This is a genomic window from Actinoplanes sp. NPDC049118, from assembly GCF_040648555.1.
GTDB lineage: Bacteria > Actinomycetota > Actinomycetes > Mycobacteriales > Micromonosporaceae > Actinoplanes.
The window spans coordinates 24,221-40,195 of sequence record NZ_JBEZDY010000004.1; the positions used below are offsets into that span (position 1 = coordinate 24,221).

Consider the following 15,975-nt stretch of genomic DNA (forward strand, 5'->3'; position numbering starts at 1 on the left):
ACCTGGCCCTTGCTTCGCCGCGGTGCAGTCGATCACGCTGTGCCTTCCTTGGCGTGCTCTCCTGGCCCTTGCTTCGCCGCGGTGCAGTCGATCACGCTGTGCCTTCCTTGGCGTGCTCTCCTGGCCCTTGCTTCGCCGCGGTGCAGTCGATCACGCCGGGGAGTCTGCCTTCGCCAGCTTGGCGGCGACGCGCTCCGGCTTCGGCCAGCGGACCGCGTACGCCGCGCCGGTCTTCTCGAAGAGCCAGATGACCCGGGCCGAGAGGTCGATCTGACCGCGCAGCACGCCGTGCCGGGCGCAGGTCGGGTCGGCGTGGTGCAGGTTGTGCCAGGACTCGCCGAAGGACACGATCGCCAGCGGCCAGAAGTTGGCGGCCTTGTCGCCGTCGCGGACCTCGAACGGCCGCTCGCCGTACACGTGGCAGACCGAGTTGATCGACCAGGTGATGTGGTGCAGCAGGCCGATGCGCACGATGCCGGCCCAGAAGAACGCGGTGAGCGCGCCCTGCCAGGACATGGTGATCAGGCCGCCGAGCAGCGCCGGGCCCAGGGTGGAGATGGTCACCCAGAGCGGGAAGAGGGTGTCGACGCGGCGGATGTCGGAGTCGGCGAGCAGGTCTGGGGCGAAGCGCTCGCGGTTGGAGAGCTCGCGCTTGAACAGCCAGCCCAGGTGTGCATACCAGAGGCCCTTGGTCAGCGCCCAGAAGCCGGTGCCGAAGCGCCACGGCGAGTGTGGGTCGCCCTCCAGGTCGGAGAAGGCGTGGTGGCGGCGGTGGTCGGCGACCCACTGGACGATCCCGCCCTCGATCGCCAGCGAGCCGGCGATCGCCAGGGTGACCCGCAGCCAGCGCTTGGCCTTGAAGCTGCCGTGGGTGAAGTAGCGGTGGAAGCCGACCGTGATCCCCAGGCCGGAGAAGAGGTAGAAGACCGCGCCGATGGCGACGTCGGACCAGTTCAGCCAGCCACCCCAGGCGACGGGCACGGCCGCGAAGACCGCGAGGAACGGGACGATCACGAAGCCGTAGAGGGCGATCAGAACGCCGCGGCTCTGCGGGCCTTCGGTCAGCGGCTTGGGGCCGGTGGCGGCCGTCTGCCCGGTGAGTACGGAAGTCATGGCACCTCACAAAGGTGGGAACACGGGGGGAGAGTTCGATAACTTACGCCTACGTCACCGTAACCTACGGAACCGTAAGTGGTCGACGCAGAGTGTCGGAAGTTCGGCCGGTCCCGCTTTCTGACCTCGCTCGGGCCTTCCGGGACCATCGGCGGCGTCGGTGACGACCTGAAGCGTCCGGCCGCCTTCGCGCCGCACGTTCGTTCGCGATTTCGTCGCCCGTCCGAAGAAGACGCACAATCCGTCCACGGTTCGGCGCAATGTCGGAGAACCTTGTCGGGGGCCGTCCGGTGGTGGAGGACGTGCCAGACACTCGACGGCGTGCGGGAGGGCGGAGGTCTTGATGGGTGGGATTGCCGCCGAGACCGATTCGATCGAAGAGGTTACGATGTAGCCCGCGAACATGACCCCGTGGTTATGTCCGCCTTGCCCTCCCGAGTCGTCTAAGGGCAGGACGTCACCCTTTGGTGGTGATTATAGGGGTTCGAATCCTCTCTCGGGAGCTTCTCTGTCCGCGGCTGAGCCGACGCCGCCGTTCTGCACGTCACTGTGATCATGCATAGCCACTGCGATCAATGGAGTCCCGCGTGAGCCAGGCCCAGAGCCGTACCGTCGTCGTTCTCGCCGCCGGTGAGGGCAAGCGGATGAAGTCCGCAACGCCCAAGATGTTGCACCCGCTGCTCGGCCGCACGCTGCTCGGCCACGTTCTGCACGCCGCCGCTGCCGCGCGGGCCTCCCGCACCGTCGTCGTCGTCGGCCACAAGGCCGACCAGGTCCGCGCGCACCTCACCGAGATCGCCCCGGGTGCCACCCCGGTCCTGCAGGCCGAGCAGAACGGCACCGGGCACGCGGTCAGGATCGCCCTCGACGCCATTCCGGAGGCCTCCGGCACCGTCGTCGTGCTCAACGCCGACGTGCCGCTGCTGCGCCCGGAGACGGTCGAGGCGCTGGTCGCCGCGCACGAGTCCACCAGTCGGGGCGCCACGGTGCTCGCCGCCGAGGTGCCGGATCCGGCCGGGCTGGGGCGGATCGTGCGGGACGGCGACGGCAACCTCGAGCGCATCGTCGAGGAGCGGGACGCCTCCGCCGAGGAGCGGGCGGTCCGTGAGATCAACGCCGGGATCTACGCCTTCGACGCCGCGCTGCTGCGCGAGGCGCTGGGCAAGCTCTCGACGGACAACGACCAGGGCGAGGAGTACCTGACCGACGTGTTCGGCCTGCTCGCCGCCGTCGGGCACCCGGTCGGTGTCTACGTGGCCGCCGACGCCCTGGAGACGCTCGGGTGCAACGACCGGGCCGAGCTGGCGCGTTTGCGCGCGCTGCTGCGGGACCGGGTCAACACCGCCTGGATGCGGGCCGGTGTCTCGATCCTCGATCCCGCGACCACCTGGATCGACGTGACCGTCGAGCTCGAGCCGGACGCCGTCATCGATCAGAATTCGCAGCTACAGGGTTCGACGTCGGTCGCGACCGGCGCGGTGATCGGGCCGGACACGACGCTTATCGACACCGTGGTGGCGACCGGCGCGACGGTGCTGCGGACGCAGTCGATCGGCGCGCAGGTCGGCCCGGACGCCACCGTCGGCCCGTACTCCTTCCTGCGGCCGGGCACCCGGCTGGGCCGCAAGGCGAAGATCGGCGGCTTCGTCGAGGCCAAGAACGCCGAGCTCGGCGCTGGCGCGAAGGTGCCGCACCTGACGTATGTGGGCGACGCGACGATCGGGCCGAAGGCGAACATCGGCGCGGGCACGATCTTCGCGAACTACGACGGGGTGAACAAGAACCACACCATCGTCGGCGAGGCCGCCTTCGTCGGCAGCGACACCGTGCTGATCGCGCCGGTGGAGATCGGTCCGGGCGCGTACGTGGCGGCGGGCAGCGCCATCCAGAAGGACGTGCCCGCGGGCAATCTGGGTGTCACCCGGGCGCCGCAGCGCAACGTCGAGGGGTGGACGGCGCGTCAGCGGCCGGGAACCGTCTCGGCGGAGGCCGCGGCGCGGTCCGAGGAGCCGCCGGCCGGGGACGCCGGCGCCTGAGCGTTGCCCGGCTTGCGCCCCACGTGGCGGCAAACCAAGCAGGACTCGCCCCGGTCGGCGCAAGCTGGGGTGAGGCATCCCACGCCCTGGATCCGTCACGTGGCGCCGGGAAGGCTCCGGGTAATACTTCAGGTGACAACCCCCTCGATTGCACGGGAGCGGACGAGCCGATGGGCAGCATCGTCGCGGAGAACCGTAAGAGTTTGATGCTTTTCTCCGGCCAGGGCTTCCCGGAGCTGGCGGAGGAGATCGGACAGGTGCTCGGCGTCGCGCCGACCCCGTCGGATTCGTATGAGTTCGCCAACGGCGAGATCTTCGTCCGGTTCAAGGACTCGGTGCGGGGCTCGGACGCGTTCGTCGTCCAGTCGGTCACCGAGGGCGTGAACCGGTGGGTCATGGAGACCCTGATCATGGTCGACGCGCTGAAGCGCGGGTCCGCGAAGCGGATCACGGTGGTGCTGCCGTTCTATCCGTATTCGCGGCAGGACAAGAAGCACCGCGGCCGGGAGCCGATCTCGGCCCGGCTGGTCGCGGACCTGTTGAAGACCGCGGGTGCCGACCGGATCCTGACGGTCGACCTGCACACCGCGCAGATCCAGGGCTTCTTCGACGGCCCGGTGGACCACCTGTTCGCGATGGACATCCTCGCCGAGCACGTGATGCAGAAGTTCGAGGGCCGGCCGATGACGGTCGTGGCGCCGGACTCGGGCCGGGTGCGGGTGGCGGAGCGCTGGACGGACCGGCTGGGCGGCTGCCCGCTGGCTTTCATCCACAAGACGCGCGATCCGCTGAAGCCGAACCAGGTGGTGGCGAACCGCGTTGTCGGTGAGGTCGAGGGCCGGGTCTGCCTGATCGTCGACGACATGATCGATACTGGTGGGACCATCTGTAAGGCGGCGGACATCCTGTTCGACTCGGGTGCCGCCGACGTGATCGTCGCTTCCACGCACGCGTTGCTGTCGGATCCGGCGACCGAACGACTCAAGAACAGCCGGATCAGCGAGCTCGTGGTGACGAACACGTTGCCGCTGCCGCCGGAGAAGCAGCTCGACAAGATCACTGTTTTGTCGATCGCCCCGCTGCTGGCCCGGGCGATCCGGGAGGTTTTCGACGACGGTTCGGTGACCACGCTCTTCGGTGGCCTGAGCTGATCCCGGCCCAGCTCCTGGGCGCCCGCAACGGCGCTGAGCTGGGCATGCAAGTTGCATCTTCCGAGTGAAATTTTCACAGGGAGGGTGATCCGACCGGACCCGCCGGTTTCCCTGTCAACGCGACAGGTAAGCTGGTGCGGTTGCCACGGCGAGGGTGCCACGCGGTCTGCTGCAATTCTGCGGAGTTCGCTTGAGGCACCGTGATCGACGCGGTGCTCCGGGCCTGTGCCCGCGCGCCCCCTTCGCCGAGCGCCGATTGCCCGCAGCACGCCGACTTTCACGCCGCCCGTTCCAACGTTTTCAGGAGTTTCCCCGTGTCCGAGGTAAAGATCAGCGCCGAGCCCCGTACCGAGTTCGGCAAGGGTGGTGCCCGCCGCACGCGCCGGGCCGGCCTCGTGCCCGCCGTGCTGTACGGCCACGGCGAAGCCCCCGTCCACATCGCGCTTCCCGCCCGTGAGTTCGCCGCGGCGATCCGCCACGGCGGCCTCAACCAGGTCTTCACGATCGACGTCGTCGGTGGCACGGGCGCGACGCTCGCCCTGCCGAAGGCGATCCAGCGTGACCCGATCAAGGACACCTACGAGCACGTGGACCTGATCATCGTCAAGCGTGGCGAGAAGGTCCAGGTCGACGTCCCGGTGACGCTGGTCGGCGAGGCCGCCCGCAACACCCTGGTCGTCAACGAGTCGAACACGCTGGCCGTGGTCGCCGAGGCGATGCACCTGCCGAGCGGCTTCGAGGTCTCGATCGAGGGCCTGGAGGCCGGTTCGCAGGTCACCGCCGGTGACGTGACGCTGCCGAAGGGCACCGAGCTCGCCGTCGACCCCGATTTCGTGCTGGCGATCGTGTCCGCGGCGCAGACCGCCGAGCAGCTCGAGGGCGACACCGGCGAGGCCGCCGAGGCCCCGGCCGCCGAGACCGAGGCTTCCGGGGAATCCGCTTCCTGACCCGAAGAACCGCGATCTGCAGGGAAAGTGCCGACCGGCACTTTCCCTCTTTTCGTAGTGCGGGGTCTTGACCGACCGCAAGGGCCGACAGAGGAGGCGCGGCAGATGACCGACGACGCACCGTGGCTGGTGGTCGGCCTGGGTAACCCCGGGCGGGAGTACGCCGGCAACCGGCACAACGTGGGGTTCATGGTGGCCGACCTGCTGGGGTCGCGGGTGGGCGGCAAATTCGGCCGGCACAAGCGCGCGGTGGCGGAGGCGGCGGAGGGCCGGCTGGGCTTCGGCGGGCCGAAGCTGATCCTGGCCAAGCCGTTGACGTTCATGAACCTGGCGGGCGCCCCGGTCGCGGCGCTGAGCCAGTTCTACAAGGTGCCGCTGGAGAACGTGATCGCCGTCCACGACGAGCTGGACGTGCCGTACGGGCAGGTGCGGGCGAAGCGCGGCGGCGGCGAGGGCGGCCACAACGGGTTGCGCTCGATGTCGAGATCGCTGGGCGGCAAGGAGTACGCGCGGGTCCGCGTCGGTATCGGCCGCCCGCCGGGGCGGCAGGATCCGGCGGACTACGTGCTCTCGGACTTCTCCGGTGCGGAGCGCAAGGAGCTGGATTTCCTGGTCGACCGGGCCGCCGACGTGGTGGAGGCGGTAGTGCTCGAGGGCGTGGAGTGGGCGCAGAACAAATACCACGGAAGCTGATGTAAAGATGGCAAAACGGATAGATCCTTTCATCCGTCTTGTCCGCCTTTCGAACCGTGACGCCGCCCGGGTTGGCGCGTTGGTCACGTAGCGCACCGAAACGGTGCGGACACGTGCGGTGCGGGGGAGGTTCGGGTGCAACAGGACCTGTCCGAGGGCCACGAGGCGGCTTTGAGCGAGCCGACGGTGCTGCTCCCGACGGTGCAGGTACGCGACGTCCAGCAGGCGGAGCAGTACCCCGACAGTCACGGCCTGGCCAACCATCCGCCTACCAACCGCGGCCCGCACGCGCACCGGCCGTTGCAGAACCGGTCCCGCAACGCCAAGGTCGTGTTGCCGTCGCGGCTCGGTGGCGAGGCCGTCGACAACGCCGCGCCGCTGGCCGGCGCGGGCGGGCTCATCCTGGCCGAGCAGGCCCGCAACCGGGCCATCGAGCGGCTGTGGTCGCCCGAGCCCAACCGGTCGTCCGCCGCGCGGCCGGCCGCCCGGCCCTTCGTCCGGGTCCGCGGCCGCCATGCGGCGATGTCCCGGCGTCAGCGCTGGGAGCGGCGGTACGTGCGCACCCTCGTCGCCTGCGATCTGCTGGCGGGTATCGCGGCGGGCGGGGTGACGTTCGGGCTGCGCTTCGGCGACGAGGTGACCACCTACAACCGCTGGTACCTGCTGCTGTCGGCGTTGTTGCCGGTGGTGCTGCTGGCGGTGCTGGTGGTGAGCCGGGCGTACGAGCGCCGGTTCCTGTTCGTCGGCACCGACGAATACCAGCGGGTGCTCCGGGGTGGCGTCGGCCTGATCGCCGGGGTGGCCGTCTTCTCGTACGCGCTCGATCTGGACCTGGCGCGCTCCTACGTGCTCGTCGCGCTCCCGACCGCGATCGGCGCCGCCGTGGTGCTGCGGTTCGTCCTGCGCAAGCGGCTGCACATGTCCCGGGCCCGGGGGGAGAGCCTGCGTCGGGTGCTGGTGGTCGGGCACGAACTGTCGGTCATCGGTACGGCCCGTCAGCTGCGCCGGGAGAAGTACCACGGCCTGGAGGTGGTCGGCGCGTGTCTGCCGCCGGACCACGACGGCGTGATCGACCTGCCGGTCTTCGGCACCTTCGACGACGTCGCGAGCGCGGTCGACCTCGCGGACGCGGACACCGTGGTCGTGCTGAGCTGCCCGGAGCTGGACGGCACCGCGCTGCGCCGGCTGGCCTGGCGCCTCGAGCGCGACGAGGTGGACCTGGTCGTCGCCAGCGCGCTCGTCGACGTGGCCGGCGCGCGAACCACGATCCGGCCGTTCGACGGCCTGCCGATGCTGCACGTCGAGCACCCGCGGCTGCACGGCGGCGCGCGCATCGTGAAGGACCTCTTCGATCGCTTCGGCGCCCTCGCCCTGCTCATCGTCTTCGGCCCGCTGCTGTTAGCCGTCGCACTCTGCGTCCGGTTGACATCACGCGGGCCGGTACTCTTTCGGCAGGTGCGGGTCGGGCGTGACGGGTCCGAGTTCCGCATTTTCAAGTTCCGCAGCATGTACGTCGATGCCGAGGCCCGGCTGGCCGAGCTCCGGCATCTCAACGAGCACGACGGTGTGCTCTTCAAAATCCGTGACGATCCGCGCGTGACCCCGGTGGGCCGGTGGCTGCGCCGGCTCTCCCTGGACGAACTCCCCCAGCTGCTCAACGTCGTCTCCGGGCGGATGTCGCTGGTCGGCCCGCGGCCGCCGCTGCCGGAGGAGGTGGCCGCATACGCCGACGACGTGCGCCGCCGGCTCGCGGTCAAGCCGGGCATGACGGGCCTTTGGCAGGTTTCCGGGCGATCGGACCTGCCCTGGGAGGAGGCGGTCAGGCTGGACCTGCGCTATGTGGAGAACTGGTCGCTCAGCTTGGACCTGGTGATCCTTTTGCGGACCATGACGGCGGTTGTTCGCTCATCTGGAGCGTACTGATCATCTATGAGAGGCGAGACGATGGGCGAGCAGACAAGGACGTCGGCGCGCGTTACCGGTCAGCGCGACCCGGTCGCCGACGGCGGCACGCCGCCGGTCATCGACGCGGCGTTCGCGCGCTGGCTGGCGGACCGCGCCGGCCAGGTGCTGCTCCGGGTCCGCGACGAGATGGGGTACGCCGACGGCGCGGCGCTCAAGGCCGCCGGTGACAAGGCCGCGCACGAGCTGCTGCGTACCGAGCTGGCCCGCTGGCGTCCCGCCGACGCGGTGCTGTCGGAGGAGGACGACCACTCCCGCATCGCGTGGCAGAGCGGCGAGCACGCCGCCCGTCCCGACCGGCTCGACGCCTCCCGGGTCTGGATCGTCGACCCGCTCGACGGCACCCGGGAGTTCTCCGAGGAGGGCCGCACCGACTGGGCCGTGCACGTGGCGCTCTGGACCGCCGACTGTTCGCGCCCGAACTGCCTGTCCGCGGGTGCCGTCGCGATGCCGGCCCGGCACCGCACGCTCGCCACCGACGTGCCGCCCGCGTACCCGCCGCTGCCGCTGGAGGCCGCGACCGGCGGGCCGATCCGGATCGCCGCCAGCCGCACCCGGCCGCCGGCCTTCGTCACCGCCCTCGCCGAGGACATCGGCGCCGAGCTGGTGCCGATGGGATCGGCCGGGGTGAAGATCGCCGCGGTGATCAACGGCGAGGCCGACGCGTACGTACACGCGGGCGGGCAGTACGAGTGGGACAGCGCCGCCCCGGTGGCTGTGGCGTCGGCCACTGGACTACATGCTTCCCGAATCGACGGGACTGCGTTGAAATACAACCAGGCCGATCCTAAGTTGCCGGATCTGGTGGTCTGTCGTAAGGATCTCGCTCCCCGGTTGCTTGCAGCGTTGCAGCGTCACCTCCCGTAACCTGACCCCCGCGCAAACAGCTCGGCCGACACCCGAAAGGTCTGGAACCGATGAGCCAGACAAAGCCATACCGCGTCTCGCATCTCGACGCTCTCGAGGCCGAGAGCGTCTTCGTCATGCGTGAGGTCATGGCGGAGTTCGAGCGCCCGGTGCTGCTCTTCTCCGGCGGCAAGGACTCGATCGTCATGCTGCGCCTCGCGGAGAAGGCGTTCGCGCCGGCGCGCATACCGTTCCCGGTCATGCACGTCGATACCGGCCACAACTTCCCCGAGGTCCTGGAGTACCGCGACGCCCGGGTCACCGAACTGGGGCTGAACCTGGTCGTCGCCAGCGTGCAGGAGTCCATCGACTCCGGCCTGGTCCGCGAGCTGCCCGACGGCACCCGCAACCGGATCCAGACCCCGGTGCTGCTCGCGGCGGTGGAGAAGTACCGCTTCGACGCGCTCTTCGGCGGCGCCCGCCGCGACGAGGAGAAGGCCCGGGCCAAGGAGCGGATGTTCAGCTTCCGCGACGAGTTCGGCCAGTGGGACCCGAAGAACCAGCGCCCCGAGCTGTGGTCGCTGTACAACGGCCGGCACCACCCCGGCGAGTCGATCCGCGTGTTCCCGCTCTCGAACTGGACCGAGCTGGACGTGTGGCACTACATCGCCAAGGAACGGCTCTCGTTGCCGAGCATCTACTACGCGCACGACCGCGAGGTCGTCGAGCGCGACGGAATGTTCTACGCGGTCAACGAGTTCATCGTCCCGCGGGCCGGCGAGAAGGTCGAGACCCGCACGGTGCGCTACCGCACGGTCGGCGACGCGTCGCAGACCGCCGCGGTGCTCTCCGACGCCGACACGGTCGAGAAGGTCATCGACGAGGTGGCGGCGACCAGGATCACCGAGCGCGGCGCCACCCGGGGCGACGACAAGGTCAGCGAGGCCGCGATGGAAGACCGCAAGCGGGAAGGCTACTTCTGATGAGTCAGGCAGTTCTGGAGTCCGACGAGGCTGCCGCCCGCAGCATGGACCTGCTGCGGTTCGCGACCGCCGGCAGCGTGGACGACGGCAAGTCGACCCTGATCGGCCGGCTGCTCTACGACACAAAGTCGCTCTTCTCCGACCAGCTCGAGGCCGTCGAGGCGGTCAGCGCCGCGCGTGGCGACGAGTACACCAACCTGGCGCTGCTCACCGACGGGCTGCGCGCGGAGCGGGAACAGGGCATCACGATCGACGTGGCGTACCGCTACTTCGCGACGCCGCGGCGCAAGTTCATCATCGCCGACACCCCGGGGCACATCCAGTACACCCGGAACATGGTCACCGGCGCCTCGACCGCCGACCTGGCGCTGATCCTGGTCGACGCCCGCAAGGGCCTGGTCGAGCAGTCCCGCCGGCACGCGTTCCTCACCTCGCTGCTGCGGGTGCCGCACCTGGTGCTCTGCGTCAACAAGATGGACCTGGTCGACTGGGACCGCGAGGTCTACGAGAAGATCGCCGACGAGTTCACCTCGTTCGCGGCCAAGCTCGAGATCCCCGACCTGACCATCATCCCGGTCTCGGCGCTCGAGGGCGACAACATCGCCTCCCGCTCGGAGAAGAGCCCGTGGTACGAGGGCCCGTCGCTGCTGCACCACCTGGAGCACGTGCACATCGCCTCGGACCGCAACCTGGTCGACGTGCGCTTCCCGGTGCAGTACGTGATCCGCCCGCAGTCCACCGTCGTCACCGACTACCGCGGCTACGCGGGCCAGGTCGCCTCGGGCGTGCTCAAGCCCGGCGACGACGTGATGGTGCTGCCGTCCGGCATGACCAGCAAGATCGCCGCGATCGACACCGCGGACGGCCCGGTCGACGAGGCGTTCCCGCCGATGTCGGTCACGGTCCGGCTCACCGACGAGATCGACATCTCGCGCGGCGACATGATCTGCCGGCCGCACAACGCCCCGGCGGTCGCGCAGGACGTCGAGGCGATGGTCTGCTGGATGGACGAGACGGCGCCGCTGCGCGTGGGTGCGAAGTACACGATCAAGCACACGACCCGTTCGGCCCGCACGGTGGTCCGCGGCCTGCAGTACCGGCTCGACGTGAACACGCTGCACCGCGACGAGAGCGCGCCGCAGCTGTCCCTGAACGAGATCGGCCGGGTCAAGCTGCGCACCACGGTCCCGCTGCTGGCCGACGAGTACCGCCGCAACCGCACGACGGGCGGCTTCATCCTGATCGACGAGGCGACCAACCGCACGGTCGGCGCCGGAATGATCATCGAAGCCCAGTAGATCTCCGGATCGAAACGTCACCCCGCCCGGCTCCCGGCCCGGCGGGGTGACGCGTCTTCAGGTAGGGCACACGGCCGGTTGGCGTCCTGTTGGTCAGGCCAGGCGGGTGGCGCCCGGTCCGGGGGTGGCCGACCAGGTCGCCGGTGCCGTGAAGCCGTGTTCGGCGTAGGCGCGTTCCACCGCCGCCGTCGTCGCCTGCGCCCGGTCCGCGTCGATCAGGGCCAGGACGCAGCCGCCGAACCCGCCGCCGGTCATCCGGGCCCCGTAGGCGCCCGCCGCCAGCGCCGCCCGCACCGCCACGTCGACCTCCGGGACCGTGATCTCGAAGTCGTCGCGCATCGAGGCGTGCGATGCCGTCATGAGCGGGCCGATCTCCCGGATCCGTCCCGCGCGCAGCAACTCCACGGTGTCCAGCACCCGCTGGTTCTCGGTGACGACGTGCCGGACCCGGCGCCGCATCACCTCGTCGTCTAGCTTCGTGAGCGCCTCGTCCAGTTCGTCCGGGCTCACGTCGCGCAGGGCCGGCACGCCGAGGATCCGCGCCGCCTCCTCGCACGATCTGCGGCGGGCACCGTACTCGCCGTCGACGTGCCGGTGTGGCGCGTTGCTGTTGACGATCAGGATGGCCAGGCCGGCGGCCGCGAGGTCGAACGGGATCTGCTCGACCGCGAGCGACCGGCAGTCCAGGAACAACGCACTGCCCTGCTCGCAGCGGATCGAGGCCGACTGGTCCATGATCCCGGTCGGCGCACCGACGTAGACGTTCTCCGCCCGCTGCGCCAGCGCCGGGCGCGCCGCCACGGGCAGGTCGAGGCCGCCGAGGTCCACCAGCGCCGTGAGCACCGCCGACTCCAGCGCCGCCGACGAGGAGACGCCCGCGCCGACCGGCACGTCCGAGGAGATCGCGATCCGGGCCGGCGGCACCTCGAAGCCCGCGTCGCGCAGGGCCCAGACCACCCCGGCCACGTACGCCGCCCATCCCTCGACCGCGCCGAGGTCGGTGGAGGTGAACGTGACGGGCTGGGGCGCGAAGTCCGAGCACACCGTCCAGCCGGGAACCGGCGACGGGGCCGCGGCGGCCACGACCCGCTCCTGCAGGGCGAACGGGAGCACGAAGCCGTCGTTGTAGTCGGTGTGCTCCCCGATCAGGTTGACCCGCCCGGGCGCCGCCCAACGGCCGGTGGGCTCGCTTGCGAACGCGGCGGCGAAGGCTGCGGAGGCGTCAGTCATGGCGACGATCAGATCACGCGACGTGGCTGCGGTAGAAGGCCCAGGCGTCGCCGATCATGTCGTTCAGGGTGTTCTTCTCGGGGACCCAGCCGAGCTCGTCGCGGGCCCGCTGCGAGGACGCGACCAGGGTGGCCGGGTCGCCGTCGCGGCGCGGCGCGATCTCGACCGGCAGGTCGGCGCCGGTGACCTCGCGGACGGCCTCGACGACCTGCCGGTTGGAGAAGCCGTTGCCGTTGCCGAGGTTGTAGATCCGGTGCTCGCCGCCGGTGGCCGCGTCGAGCGCCAGCAGGTGCGCCCGGGCCAGGTCCTGTACGTGGATGTAGTCGCGCACGCAGGTGCCGTCGACGGTGGGGTAGTCGTCGCCGAAGAGCTGCAGCTTGTCGCGCTTGCCGGCGGCGGCCTGCAGGGCGATCGGGATGAGGTGGGTCTCCGGGTCGTGTCGCTCGCCGATGGCGGTGCCGTCGGGGCGGATCAATGCGCCGGCCACGTTGAAGTAGCGCAGCGATACCGCGGCGAGGCCGTGCGCGAACGTCTCCGAGGTCAGCGCGTGGTCGAAGGTGAGCTTGGTCGCGCCGTACGTGTTGGTCGGCGCCTTGACCGCGCCCTCGGTGATCGGCAGCTCGGTAGGGTTGCCGTAGACGGCGGCGGTGGAGGAGAAGACGAACCGGGGCACCCGGGCGGCCCGGACGGCGTCGAGCAGGGCCAGGGAGCGGACCACGTTGTGGTCCCAGTACAGCTCCGGCTTGGCCATGGACTCGCCGGCGGCGATCAGGCCGGCGAAGTGCAGCACGGCGTCGAAGCCCGCGTCCGGGGTCAGTACGCTGCCGGCCTCGGAGATGTCGGCCTGCACGAAGGTCGCGTCGGGGGCGACAGCCTCCCGGAAGCCGGTGCTGAGGTTGTCCAGCACGGTGACCTCGTGCCCGGCGTCGAGCAGCAGCCGGCTGGTGACGCTGCCGACGTAGCCGGCGCCTCCCGTGACGAGCAGTTTCACGTCGTGACCTTTCGTAGCGCGTGCTTGACGGACGCGGAAACTCTAGCTTAGCTTTCCACCAAGAACGCTCATAAGTCAACAGATTCAAACATCAGACCATCGGTAGCCGGGCGTTTGACGGAAAGCCAGCCGAGACTGACACAATGGCGCTCATGTCCGACGCCGACCACCGTCCTCGGGTGCTCTCCGGCATCCAGCCGACTGCCGACTCATTCCACCTCGGCAACTATCTCGGTGCGGTCCGGAACTGGGTCGCGATGCAGGAGACCGCCGACGCCTTCTACTGCGTCGTCGACCTGCATGCCATCACCATGGGGCACGACCCGGTAGCCCTGCGCGCCCGCACCCGGCTCTCGGTCGCGCAGCTGCTCGCACTGGGTCTGGACCCCGAACGCTGCACCCTGTTCGTGCAGTCACACGTGCCCGAGCACGCCCAGCTCGCCTGGGTGATGAGCTGCATCACCGGGTTCGGCGAGGCCGGCCGGATGGTCCAGTTCAAGGACAAGTCGGCGAAGCAGGGCTCCGACACCACAAGCGTCGGGCTGTTCACCTACCCGATCCTGCAGGCGGCGGACATCCTGCTCTACCAGGCCGACGCCGTGCCGGTCGGCGAGGACCAGCGTCAGCACCTCGAGCTGACCCGCGACCTGGCGCAGCGTTTCAACACCCGCTTCGGCCCGACGTTCACCGTGCCGTCGGCCTACATCGTGCGCGACACCGCGAAGATCACCGACCTGCAGGACCCGACGTCGAAGATGTCGAAGTCCGCGTCGTCGCCGAACGGCATCATCGAGCTGCTCGAGGAGCCGGCCCGCTCGGCCAAGAAGATCAAGTCGGCGGTCACCGACACCGGTCGCGAGATCCTCTACGACGAGGAGAACAAGCCGGGCATCAGCAACCTGCTGACCATCTACGCCGCGCTGACCAGCCGGACCATAGACGAACTGCTCGAGCAGTACGACGGCCGCGGCTACGGCGACCTCAAGAAGGACCTCGCCGAGATCGTGGTCGAGTTCGTCAAGCCGATCCAGGAGCGCACCCGCGCCTACCTCGAGGACCCGGGCTACCTGGACAAGATCCTCGCGGTCGGCGCCGACAAGGCGCGCGCCGTCTCGGCGGTCACGCTGGCGAGCGCGTACCAGCACATCGGCTTCCTCAGCCCCTCGCGCGGAGCCTGACCCAGGTGGCCGAGGGCACGACGCGCATCGGCGTCGCGATCGACATCCCCGAGCCGTGGGGCTCGGAGCTGACCCGGCGCCGCGGCGAGGCCGGCGATCCGCAGGCCGCATACACGCCGGCGCACGTCACGCTGCTCGGTCCGACCGAGATCTCCACCGAGTCGCTGCCCGCCGTCGAGAAGCACCTCGAGGCGGTGGCCTCGGCGCAGGACCCCTTCACCATCCACCTGCGCGGCACCGGCACCTTCCGGCCGATCACCGAGGTCGTCTTCGTGACCCTGGCCGTCGGCATCAGCGAGTGTGAGCTGCTCGCGGCCGCCATCGCCGCCGCCGACGGGATACACCGCGACACCCGGTTCCCGTACCACCCGCACGTCACCGTCGCGCAGGACGTGCCGAGCGACGCCCTCGACGCGGTGTTCGAGGACCTCGCCGGCTTCTCGGCGCGCTTCGACGTCGGCTCGTTCACCCTCTTCTCACACGGCGGCGAGGGCCCGTGGCAGCGCCGCCGGGACTATCCGTTGGGCGGCCTGCGTTAGCGAGCCTCCCCCGCCGGACGAGACCGCGGAAAACGCGGGCGGGCCTGCAGAGACAGCAACCACTCCATTGGGTACGGTCGGCGGCGTGAACGCCATCGACCGGGCGTACGCGGCGGTCGAGTCCCGGATCATGGCCCTGCGGCACCGCTCCCCACAGTTCGACCACTTCTGCCGGGCCTGGCTTCGCTACGAGGCGGTGCTGGGCGGCCGGCTCGCGGCGGCGATCGCCTACTACGGCTTCTTCGCGGTGTTCGCGCTGACCCTGATCGGCTACTCGGTCTTCGGATTCCTGATCAACTCGAACGTCGACCTGTTCGAGGTCGTGCAGGAGTTCCTGGAGCAGAACCTGCCGTTCCTGGACGTGCAGGCCATCGTCGACAGCGGACGCACCGTCGGCATCGTCGGCATCGTCGGCCTGATCTTCACCGGCATCGGCTGGGTCGAGGCGATCCGCTCCTCGCAGCGGCTGATCTGGCGCCTCAACGAGCAGCCCGGCTACATCGGCGTCCGGCAGGCCGTCGACCTGCTGGTCCTGATCGGCATCCTCCTGCTGCTCGCCGTCTCGGTGTTCGCCGTGTACGGCCTGGAGGAGCTGCTGGAGTGGATCGCCGGCGACCGGGCCCCGATCCTGCGTTCCGCCGTCAACCTGATCCTGACCGTGGCGATCAACATGGTGCTCGCGGCGGCCCTGCTGGCCGCGGTGCCACGCCTGCGGATGACCGCGCGCCGGATGCTCCCGCCGGTGCTGCAGGTCGGCATCGGCATCACCCTGCTGAACACCGTCGGCAGGTTCTTCGTCAACCTGGTCGAGCGCAATCCGGCGTACGCCCTGGTCGCGAGCGCCGTCGGCGTCCTGGTCTATCTCTATGTCTTCAATCAGCTGCTGCTCTTCGGCGCGGCCTGGGCGGCGACCAGTCCGCACGGCCGCGTGGTGGACCTGTCCGCCGACGATAAAAACGCTCCGGTGGGGCAAAATACCTGGATTCGGCACGACCGGCCGCAATGATG

At 69.8% G+C, this 15,975-nt stretch carries 13 protein-coding genes, 1 tRNA gene and 1 pseudogene; 12 read left to right on the forward strand and 3 right to left on the reverse strand.

Features of this window, described 5'->3' with window-relative positions; translation table 11 throughout:
• Positions 1-150: 150 nt before the first annotated feature.
• Positions 151-1,113: an acyl-CoA desaturase gene (locus AB0B58_RS06940; RefSeq protein WP_360218827.1), complete on the reverse strand. Its 963-nt coding sequence runs from the start codon at positions 1,111-1,113 to the stop codon at positions 151-153.
• 432 nt (positions 1,114-1,545) lie between these two features.
• Here AB0B58_RS06940 and AB0B58_RS06945 point away from each other — a divergent pair.
• From AB0B58_RS06945 to cysN, 9 genes and pseudogenes are all read left to right on the forward strand, one after another.
• Positions 1,546-1,616 (forward strand) — tRNA-Gln (locus tag AB0B58_RS06945).
• Positions 1,617-1,688: 72 nt separating this feature from the next.
• A pseudogene (glmU, locus tag AB0B58_RS06950) lies at positions 1,689-3,151 on the forward strand (bifunctional UDP-N-acetylglucosamine diphosphorylase/glucosamine-1-phosphate N-acetyltransferase GlmU); the annotation flags it as partial.
• Positions 3,152-3,319: 168 nt separating this feature from the next.
• Entirely contained in the window at positions 3,320-4,300 is a 981-nt protein-coding gene (locus AB0B58_RS06955) for a ribose-phosphate diphosphokinase (RefSeq protein ID WP_360219850.1), read from the forward strand.
• 314 nt (positions 4,301-4,614) lie between these two features.
• Positions 4,615-5,247, forward strand: coding sequence for a 50S ribosomal protein L25/general stress protein Ctc (locus AB0B58_RS06960; RefSeq protein ID WP_360218830.1), 633 nt, complete (start codon positions 4,615-4,617; stop codon positions 5,245-5,247).
• Positions 5,248-5,352: 105 nt separating this feature from the next.
• Positions 5,353-5,940, forward strand: coding sequence for an aminoacyl-tRNA hydrolase (gene pth / locus AB0B58_RS06965; protein WP_360218833.1), 588 nt, complete (start codon positions 5,353-5,355; stop codon positions 5,938-5,940).
• Between the two features lie 135 nt (positions 5,941-6,075).
• Positions 6,076-7,863 (forward strand): sugar transferase, encoded by a 1,788-nt coding sequence (locus AB0B58_RS06970; protein ID WP_360218836.1) that lies wholly within the window; start codon positions 6,076-6,078, stop codon positions 7,861-7,863.
• Between the two features lie 21 nt (positions 7,864-7,884).
• Positions 7,885-8,769: a 3'(2'),5'-bisphosphate nucleotidase CysQ gene (locus tag AB0B58_RS06975; protein WP_360218839.1), complete on the forward strand. Its 885-nt coding sequence runs from the start codon at positions 7,885-7,887 to the stop codon at positions 8,767-8,769.
• Positions 8,770-8,819: 50 nt separating this feature from the next.
• Positions 8,820-9,731, forward strand: a complete 912-nt coding sequence (gene cysD, locus AB0B58_RS06980) for a sulfate adenylyltransferase subunit CysD (RefSeq protein WP_360218842.1) — start codon at positions 8,820-8,822, stop codon at positions 9,729-9,731.
• Positions 9,731-11,029: a sulfate adenylyltransferase subunit CysN gene (cysN, locus tag AB0B58_RS06985; protein WP_360218845.1), complete on the forward strand. Its 1,299-nt coding sequence runs from the start codon at positions 9,731-9,733 to the stop codon at positions 11,027-11,029. Before cysD ends, cysN begins: the two co-directional genes overlap by 1 nt.
• A 93-nt stretch (positions 11,030-11,122) precedes the next feature.
• Here cysN and galK read toward each other — a convergent pair whose 3' ends face one another.
• Positions 11,123-12,259, reverse strand: a complete 1,137-nt coding sequence (gene galK / locus AB0B58_RS06990; protein WP_360218848.1) for a galactokinase — start codon at positions 12,257-12,259, stop codon at positions 11,123-11,125.
• A gap of 13 nt (positions 12,260-12,272) precedes the next feature.
• Complete coding sequence (gene galE, locus AB0B58_RS06995) at positions 12,273-13,250, reverse strand: UDP-glucose 4-epimerase GalE (protein WP_360218851.1); 978 nt, start codon at positions 13,248-13,250, stop codon at positions 12,273-12,275.
• Between the two features lie 152 nt (positions 13,251-13,402).
• Between galE and trpS the strand changes: the two genes are divergently transcribed.
• The 3 genes from trpS (at position 13,403) to AB0B58_RS07010 (ending at position 15,973) form a co-directional block, all read left to right on the forward strand.
• Complete coding sequence (gene trpS, locus AB0B58_RS07000) at positions 13,403-14,428, forward strand: tryptophan--tRNA ligase (RefSeq protein ID WP_360218854.1); 1,026 nt, start codon at positions 13,403-13,405, stop codon at positions 14,426-14,428.
• A 5-nt stretch (positions 14,429-14,433) separates the two neighbouring features.
• Entirely contained in the window at positions 14,434-14,967 is a 534-nt protein-coding gene (locus AB0B58_RS07005; RefSeq protein ID WP_360218857.1) for a 2'-5' RNA ligase family protein, read from the forward strand.
• An 85-nt stretch (positions 14,968-15,052) separates the two neighbouring features.
• Complete coding sequence (locus tag AB0B58_RS07010; RefSeq protein WP_360218860.1) at positions 15,053-15,973, forward strand: YihY/virulence factor BrkB family protein; 921 nt, start codon at positions 15,053-15,055, stop codon at positions 15,971-15,973.
• Positions 15,974-15,975: the final 2 nt, after the last annotated feature.